Annotated in this window: 6 protein-coding genes and 2 pseudogenes; 2 read left to right on the forward strand and 6 right to left on the reverse strand. The window is 72.3% G+C overall.

All coding sequences use genetic code 11. The features are described 5' to 3' along the window. A pseudogene (locus ACTIFU_RS19835) lies at positions 1-269 on the forward strand (hypothetical protein); the annotation flags it as partial. A gap of 14 nt (positions 270-283) precedes the next feature. Here ACTIFU_RS19835 and ACTIFU_RS19840 read toward each other — a convergent pair. Next, a complete protein-coding gene (locus ACTIFU_RS19840; protein WP_439580051.1) occupies positions 284-799 on the reverse strand; it encodes a dTDP-4-dehydrorhamnose 3,5-epimerase family protein in 516 nt (171 codons plus the stop codon). A 121-nt stretch (positions 800-920) separates the two neighbouring features. On the opposite strand from ACTIFU_RS19840, the gene asnB reads away from it, so the two are divergent. Beyond that, positions 921-2,828 carry an asparagine synthase (glutamine-hydrolyzing) gene (asnB, locus tag ACTIFU_RS19845; RefSeq protein WP_439580052.1) on the forward strand — a complete coding sequence of 636 codons (1,908 nt, stop codon included), beginning with the start codon at positions 921-923 and terminating at the stop codon, positions 2,826-2,828. A gap of 7 nt (positions 2,829-2,835) precedes the next feature. On the opposite strand, the gene serA is transcribed toward asnB, so the two are convergent. From serA to ACTIFU_RS19870, 5 genes and pseudogenes are all read right to left on the reverse strand, one after another. Next, a complete protein-coding gene (serA, locus tag ACTIFU_RS19850; protein WP_439580053.1) occupies positions 2,836-4,422 on the reverse strand; it encodes a phosphoglycerate dehydrogenase in 1,587 nt (528 codons plus the stop codon). Positions 4,423-4,429: 7 nt separating this feature from the next. Continuing rightward, on the reverse strand, positions 4,430-5,614 hold the full coding sequence (locus tag ACTIFU_RS19855; RefSeq protein ID WP_439580054.1) for a phosphoserine transaminase: 1,185 nt from the start codon (positions 5,612-5,614) through the stop codon (positions 4,430-4,432). Positions 5,615-5,716: 102 nt separating this feature from the next. Beyond that, positions 5,717-6,559 (reverse strand): PhzF family phenazine biosynthesis protein, encoded by an 843-nt coding sequence (locus ACTIFU_RS19860; protein WP_439580055.1) that lies wholly within the window; start codon positions 6,557-6,559, stop codon positions 5,717-5,719. Next, on the reverse strand, positions 6,559-7,380 hold the full coding sequence (gene thiD, locus ACTIFU_RS19865; RefSeq protein ID WP_439580056.1) for a bifunctional hydroxymethylpyrimidine kinase/phosphomethylpyrimidine kinase: 822 nt from the start codon (positions 7,378-7,380) through the stop codon (positions 6,559-6,561). Before thiD ends, ACTIFU_RS19860 begins: the two co-directional genes overlap by 1 nt. After that, positions 7,377-7,799 (reverse strand): annotated as a pseudogene (locus tag ACTIFU_RS19870) (phosphoglucosamine mutase); the annotation flags it as partial. The gene thiD and the pseudogene ACTIFU_RS19870, both read right to left, overlap by 4 nt.

The raw sequence follows: 7,799 nt of genomic DNA on the forward strand, positions 1-7,799 counted from the left end.
ACACGCTGCGGATCGCGGGCGTCGGGCAGGGCCTCATCGCGCGCCTCGCCGGCGTCGCGCCCGGCTTCTCCGGCGGCCCGGTGCTGGACGAGCGCGGCGCGCTGGTCGGGATGATCGTCGCGATCCGCCGCCGCCCCGCCTCGGGCTCAGCCTTCGCGCCACGTCAGCTTCCTTCCGCCCGGACCGTCGAGGAGGCGCTGATCCTTCCCGCCGGGTCGATCCGCAGCGAAGCGAATCGCCTGCTCGCTGAGCGCCCCGGCATGCGGTGACGCCGGCGGCGGGGTCAGCGCGGCGGGACGAAGCCCGGGAATCCCAGCTCGGCGGGCGACAGCTCTGTCGGCGCGACCGGCCAGGGCACCGCCAGCACCGGGTCGTCCCAGCGGAGCCCGCGGCGCGGCCCGTCAGCGGCGGCAAGCCGCAGCACCGAGCAGCACTCGGCGAGGGTGACGAACCCGTGCGCACAGCCGACCGGCACCACCAGCCCATGCCCGCCTGCGGCCGCGAGCTCGATCCCGACCGAATGGCGGAAGGCCGGACTCTCGGCACGGAGATCGACCGCGACCGCCCAGGCCCGGCCCTGCACGCAGCGCAGCAGCACCTGCCCGGAATCGAGATGGAGCCCGCGCAGGCTGCCGCGCGCAGGAAGCTGCCAGAGCTCGGCGCGGGCGAGCCGGTCCGACAGGCCCGCCCGCATCCCGGCCTCGGCGGTGAACAGCGGCTCCGGGCCGGCCCCCGTGCCATCGGCGCCGGAGACAACCAGCACACCCGGCAGGGCGGTGGCGTTGAAGAAGAGCGTCATCGACGTCGGCACCTCGGCAGGGGCACGGCAGGGCGGGAGTGTCGCCCGTGCAGCGCCGCGACCGCAAGGCGCGCGCCCTGCCCCCGCGACACCTGGTCCGGTTTGGCGTAGAAGCCTTCGCATGTGCGGCATCGCCGGCCTTCTCGCCCCCGGGCTCCCGCCGGATGCCCTCGCCGGACACGCGCGCGCGATGGCCGCGGCGCTGGCCCATCGCGGCCCGGACTCGCACGGGATCTGGACCGACCCGGCCGGCGGGCTCGCCTTCGCCCATACCCGGCTTGCGATCGTCGATCTCTCGCCAGCCGGCGATCAGCCGATGGTTTCATCCTGCGGCCGCTACGCGATCGTCTACAACGGCGAGAGCTACAACGACGCCGAGATGCGCGCGGCGCTGCCGCCGCTGAACTGGCGCGGCCGGTCCGACACCGAGACCATCCTCGAAGGCTGCGCGCGCTGGGGGGTGGAGGAGACCGCGCGGCGGCTGAACGCGATGGCCGCGTTCGCGGTGTGGGACGCGGGCGAGCGCCGGCTCTGGCTGGTGCGCGACCGGGTGGGGATCAAGCCGGTCTACTACGGCGCTTTCCCGGGACTGTTCGTGTTCGGCAGCGAACTCAAGGCGTTGCGGGCGGTTCCTGGATGGGCACCCGAACTCGACCCGGCCGTGCGTGCGGCCTATCTGCGCTGGGGCTATGTCCCGGGGCGGCACGCGATCTATCGCGGCGTCGCCAAGCTGGAGCCGGGCGCGATCCTCTCCGTGCGGGCCGACGAGGCGCCTCGCGTCACCCGCTACTGGGACGCGCGCGAGGCGGCGCTGGCCGGGATCGAGCACCCGCTCGACGTCACCGAGGACGAGGCCGCGGACCGGCTGGACGAGCTGCTGGCCGATTCGGTGAAGCGCCAGCTGGTCTCGGACGTGCCGCTCGGTGCGTTCCTCTCAGGCGGCGTCGACTCCTCGACGGTGGTCTCGCTCATGCGCAACGGCGGCGTACCGCGCACCTTCACCATCGGCTTCGACAGCGCCGAGCACGACGAGGCGCCGCACGCGGCGGCGGTCGCCCGCCACCTGGGCACCGACCACACGGTGATGACGGTCGGCGAGGCGGAGGCGCTGAAGGTGGTGCCGACGCTCGCCGAGATCTACGACGAGCCCTTCGCCGACGTCTCCTCGGTGCCGACGGCCGTGGTGTGCCGGCTCACCCGCGGGCAGGTGACCGTTGCGCTGTCGGGCGACGGCGGCGACGAGTTGTTCTCGGGTTACACGCGCTTCGTCCAGGGACAGGCGTTCTGGCGCCGTTTGCAGCGCGTACCCGCGCCCCTGCGCCGCGCCGCCGGGACGCTGCTGCGGACGCTGCCGGTGGGCGCCGGCGACGCCATCGGCCGGGCCTTGCCGCGCGGGCTCGGCGGCGCGGCCGTCGGGCGCCGGATCAACCGGCTCGGCGCCGTGCTGGCCGACGGCACCTTCCCTGGCCTCTACCGCGAGATGATCGGGCTCTGGACCGCAGTGCCCGTGCTGGATCCACCGGAGGAGGAAGCACCGCCCCCTGCCCTGCCACCGGATCTCGCGCCGCTCGACCATATGCGGCTGTTCGATACCCTCGCCTATCTGCCAGACGACATCCTGACCAAGGTGGATCGCGCATCGATGGCGGTCTCGCTCGAGGTGCGCGTGCCGCTGCTCGACCACCGCGTGGTGGCGTTCGCCTGGTCCCTGCCGCCCGCACTGAACGGCGCCGAGGATCGGGGCAAGCGCATGCTGCGCCGCGTGCTGTATCGCCGCGTGCCGCGGCAGCTGATCGAGCGGCCCAAGCGCGGCTTCGCGCCACCCGTCGCCGCCTGGCTCCGCGGCCCGCTGCGCGACTGGGCCGAGGAGCTGCTGGCGCCGGCACGGTTGGCCGAGGGTGGCATCGATCCGGCGCTCATCCGCCCGCTCTGGGATCGCCATCTGTCCGGCGCCGCGAATGAACAGTACCGTCTGTGGGCCGTGCTGATGCACGAGGCGTGGCGGCGGCGCTGGCTCGGCGCCGGCTGAACAGCGCTCAGAACGACAGCGGTGTGGCCTGCTTCACCAGCGGCAATCCGCGCACCGACTCCAGCACCGCGGCCGGCACCGGCCCGTCCACGCTGACCAGGCAGATCGCATCGCCGCCGGGAGCGTTCCGGCCGAGATGGAAGGTCGCGATGTTCACCCCCGCCTCCGCCAGCGTCATGCCGAAGCGGCCGATGAAGCCCGGCTTGTCCTCGTTGGTCACGTAGAGCATGTGGCGCGAGAAATCGGCCTCGACCGGGATGTCCTTGATCTCGACGATGCGCGGCCGCGCGCCCGCGATCAGCGTGCCGGCGACCGCGCGCGTGTCGCGCTCGGTGGTCACGGCGATGCGCACCAGCGTCTGGTACTCGCTCGGCCGGTCGTGCACCGCCTCGGTGATCTCGATCCCCTTCTCGCGCGCCGCATGCGGCGCGTTCACCATGTTGATCCCCTCCATCAGCGGACCGAGCAGCCCGGCAAGCGCGGCCGCCGTCAGCGGCGTGTGGTTGAGCTGCGCGGCCGCCCCCTCGTACTCGATCGTGACGGCGCGGAAGCCGCCGTCGCGCACGACCGAGAGCTGGCCGGCGAAGGCGCCGAGCAGCCGGCAGAGCTCCATGTAGGGCTTGAGCCGGGGCGCGTCCTCGGCCGACACCGAGGGCATGTTGATCGCGTTCTGCACCGCGCCGGTGAGCAGGAAGTCGCTCATCTGCTCGGCGATCTGCAGCGCCACGTTCTCCTGCGCCTCGGCCGTGCTCGCGCCGAGATGCGGCGTACAGACGACGTTCTCGAGGCCGAACAACGGGCTGTCCGTTGCGGGTTCGATCTCGAACACGTCGAGTGCTGCCCCTGCCACATGCCCCGAGACCAGCGCGTCGTGCAGGTCCTGCTCCACGATCAGTCCGCCGCGCGCGCAGTTGATGATGCGCACGCCCAGCTTCATCCTCGCGATCGCGCGCGCGTCGATGATGTTGCGCGTGCCCTCGGTCAGCGGCGTGTGCAGGGTGACAACGTCGGCGCGCGCGAACAGGTCGTTCAGCTCGACCTTCTCGACGCCGAGTGCCACCGCGCGCGCCTCGGACAGGAACGGATCGTAGGCGATCACCTTCATCTTCAGGCCGAGCGCGCGGTCGGCGACGATCGAGCCGATATTGCCGCAGCCGATCAGCCCGAGCGTCTTGGCATGGAGCTCGACGCCCATGAAGCGGTTCTTCTCCCACTTGCCGGCCTTGGTGGAGATCGACGCCTCGGGGATCTGCCGGGCGAGCGCGAACATCAGGGCGATCGCGTGCTCGGCGGTGGTGATAGCGTTGCCGTGCGGCGTGTTCATCACGACGACGCCGCGCGCGGTGGCCGACTTCACGTCCACGTTGTCCACGCCGATGCCGGCGCGGCCGACCACCTTCAGCCTGGGCGCGACCGCGAGCAGCTCCGCCGTCACCTTGGTGGCGGAGCGGATCGCGAGCCCGTCATAGTCGCCGATGATCGCGCGCAGTTCCGCCGGCGAGAGGCCGGTCCTCACATCCGTCTCGATGCCGCGCGCCTGGAAGATGGCGACCGCGGCAGGCGACAGCTTGTCGCTGATCAGGACTTTCGGCATGGGGAAATTACTCCGCGACGGGAACGGTGGTGAATTGGGCGGCAACGGTCTCGGCGGCCCAGTCGAGCCAGGGCAGCACGGCCGCGATGTCGGCGGTCTCGACGGTCGCCCCGCCCCAGAGCCTCAGCCCCGGCGGGGCGTCGCGATAGCCGCCCGCGTCCAGCGCGACGCCCTCTGTCTCCAGCAGGGATGCGATCGCCTTCGCGGCCTCGGCCTGCTGCGCCGTGGACAAGCGCGTGAACCACGGCGCGGTGATCGAGAGGCAGATCGAGGTGCAGGAGCGCGTCGCCGGATCCTCGGCGAGGAAGGCGTAGTTCGGCGTCGTCTCGACCCAGCCGGCCACCGCGGCGAGGTTCGCCTCAGCGCGCGCGATCAGCCCCGGCAACCCGCCGATCGCCTCGGCCCAGCGCAACCCGTCCAGCGCATCCTCGACGCAGAGCATCGAGGGCGTGTTGATCGTCTCGCCCTTGAAGATGCCCTCGATCAGTTTCCCGCCCGAGACGAGGCGGAACAGCTTCGGCAGCGGCCAGGCAGGCTTGTGGGAGAGCAGCCGCTCGACCGCGCGCGGGGACAGCGCCAGCATCCCGTGCGCCGCCTCGCCGCCCAGCACCTTCTGCCAGGACCAGGTGACGACATCGAGCCGGTCGTAGGGAAGGTCCATCGCGAAGGCGGCCGAGGTGGCGTCGCAGATCGCGAGCCCCTGCCGGTCGGGCGCGATCCAGTCTCCGTCGGGCACGCGCACGCCCGACGTCGTGCCGTTCCAGGTGAATACCACGTCGCGCGACCAGTCCACCGCCGCAAGGTCGGGCAGACGGCCGTAGGGTGCGGCGAGCACGCGATGCTCGATCCTGAGCTGCTTCGCCACGTCCGTGGCCCAGCCCTCGCCGAAGCTCTCGAAGGCCAGCACATCGACCGGGTGCGGCCCGAGCAGGGTCCACATCGCCATCTCGACCGCGCCGGTGTCGGAGCCGGGCACGATGCCGAGGCGCCACTCGGGCGGCATTCCGAGGATCGCGCGCGACCGCGCGATCACCTCGGCGAGCTTGGCCTTCGGCACCTTGGCGCGGTGGCTGCGCCCGAGTGCGGCGCCATCGAGCGCGGCGAGCGACCAGCCCGGCCGCTTGGCGCAGGGGCCGGAGGAGAAACGCGGATTGTGCGGACGGATGGACGGACGGGTGGCGTCATGCGCCATGGCGGTTGCTCCCTTCCAGAAGCGAAGCGTCCCGGTGGGGGGACGTGGCCCGGGCCGGCGTATAGACCCGCGCCCGGTCCGCCGCAAGCGCGTCGCGGGTCGTCAGCCCGACAGGACGATTTCGCCGCGCGCGTAGAGCCGCGCCGCCCCGCCCATCAGCACGCGGTCGCCTGAAAGGTCGCAGAAGAGCACACCGCCGCGCTTCGACGACTGGCGGCAGATGAGCCGGGTGCGCCCGAGCCGCGTCGCCCAGAAGGGCACGAGCTGCGTATGCGCGGCCCCCGTCACGGGGTCCTCAGCGATGCCGACCTTGGCGGCAAAGTAGCGCGAGACGACGTCCGCCACGTCCTGGCCAGCGGCGGTTGCGATGGCGCGGGCCGGACCGCGCGCAGTGGCGATCACACAGGAGCCGTCGGGCGCCGACTCGGTATCGGGCAGCGCGGCGATGCGCGCGTGGTCGGGCGCGAGGGACACGATGGCCGCCGGGTCGTCGAACAGGCAGATCCAGTCCCGCGCCTTCCACACCTCGCGCGGGGCGGTGCCGAGCGCGGCCGCCAGTCCCTCGGGCGGGTGGGTCACGCGGTGCGGCGGATCGGCGGGAAAGTCCAGCACGAATAGCTCGCCCTCGCGAGCGACGCGGAGCGTGCCGGTTTTCGTTGCGAACGCAAAGGGCGGTGCCTCGCCGCGCTCCGTCGCCAGCACGAAGGCGGTCGCGAGCGTGGCATGGCCGCAGAGCGCGACCTCGATCGTCGGCGTGAACCAGCGAAGCCGCCAGCCTGCGGCTTCGCGCACCACGAACGCGGTCTCGGACAGGTTGTGCTCGGCCGCCATCGCCTGAAGCGTTCCGTCCGGCAGCCATTCCGGCAACGGCACCACGGCGGCCGGGTTGCCGGCGAAGCTCCGGTCGGCGAAGGCGTCGACGATGTAGAGCGGCAGGCGCGCCATCAGCCCCGCGCCAGCGCCGCGAGCCGCGCCGGATCGACGGTGACGGCGTGATTCAGCGGCCCGTGGCCATGGCCGTAGCCGGGGGCGGAGGCCATCGCCATCAGCACGTAGTGCCGTGCGCGGATCACGGCCTCGCGCAGCGTCATCCCCTGCGCGAGCCCCGCCGCGATCGCCGATGCAAGCGTGCAGCCGGTGCCGTGGGTATGCCGTGTCTCGACGCGCGCGCTCTCGAACACGTCTGTTCCGTTCAGGGTGGCCAGCAGGTCGGTGACCCGCTCGCCCGGCAGGTGCCCGCCCTTGACCAGCACTGCGCGCGCGCCGAGCGCGAGCAGGGCCTCAGCGGCGCGCCGCATCCCGTCGAGGTCGAGGATCGCGGTGCCCGACAGCGCCTCGGCCTCGGGCACGTTCGGGGTGATCACAGCGGCAAGCGGCAGCAGAAGGCGCGTCAACGCATCGACCGCGCTCTCCTCGAGCAGCCGGTGCCCGCCTTTCGCCACCATCACCGGATCGGCGACGACCGGCACGCCGGGAAGGCGCACGGCGATCTCCTCGGTCACCGCCTCGATCACCGCGGCGTCGTGCAGCATGCCGGTCTTGACCGCATCGGCGCCGAGATCGGCGATCACCACGCCCATCTGCTCGCGGATGAACGCGGGCGGCACCGGGAAGACGCCCGAGACGCCTTCGGTGTTCTGCGCGGTCAGCGCCGTGATCGCGGTCATCGCGAAGGCGTCGAGCGCGGTGACCGCCTTGATGTCCGCCTGGATGCCCGCGCCGCCGCCGGAATCCGAGCCGGCGACGATCAGCACACGGCCCTTCATGCCGCCTCCTCGTGGCCGATCACGCCCTCGATCACGGCCACCAGCGCATCGAGCACACGCTCCATCAGCGCCTCGTCCTCGGCCTCGGCCATGACCCGCACGAGCGGTTCGGTACCGGAACGGCGAATCAGCAGCCGCCCGCGCCCCGCCAACGCAGCTTCCGCCTCGGCCACAGCACGACGGACCGCCGGATGATCGAGCGGCGACACGCCGTTGTGGCGCACATTGCGCAGACGCTGCGGCAGCGGATCGAACTGCCGGCACACCGCGGAGGCCGGCTGCCCGGTCTCGACGATCACTGCCAGCACCTGGAGGGCAGCCACCAGGCCGTCGCCGGTGGTGGCGAAGTCGGACAGGATCACATGGCCCGACTGCTCGCCGCCGAGATTGATCCCCGCCTCGCGCATCCGTTCGGCGAC

This window comes from Elioraea sp. (assembly GCF_051860475.1).
In the GTDB taxonomy this organism is placed as follows: Bacteria; Pseudomonadota; Alphaproteobacteria; order Acetobacterales; family Acetobacteraceae; genus Elioraea.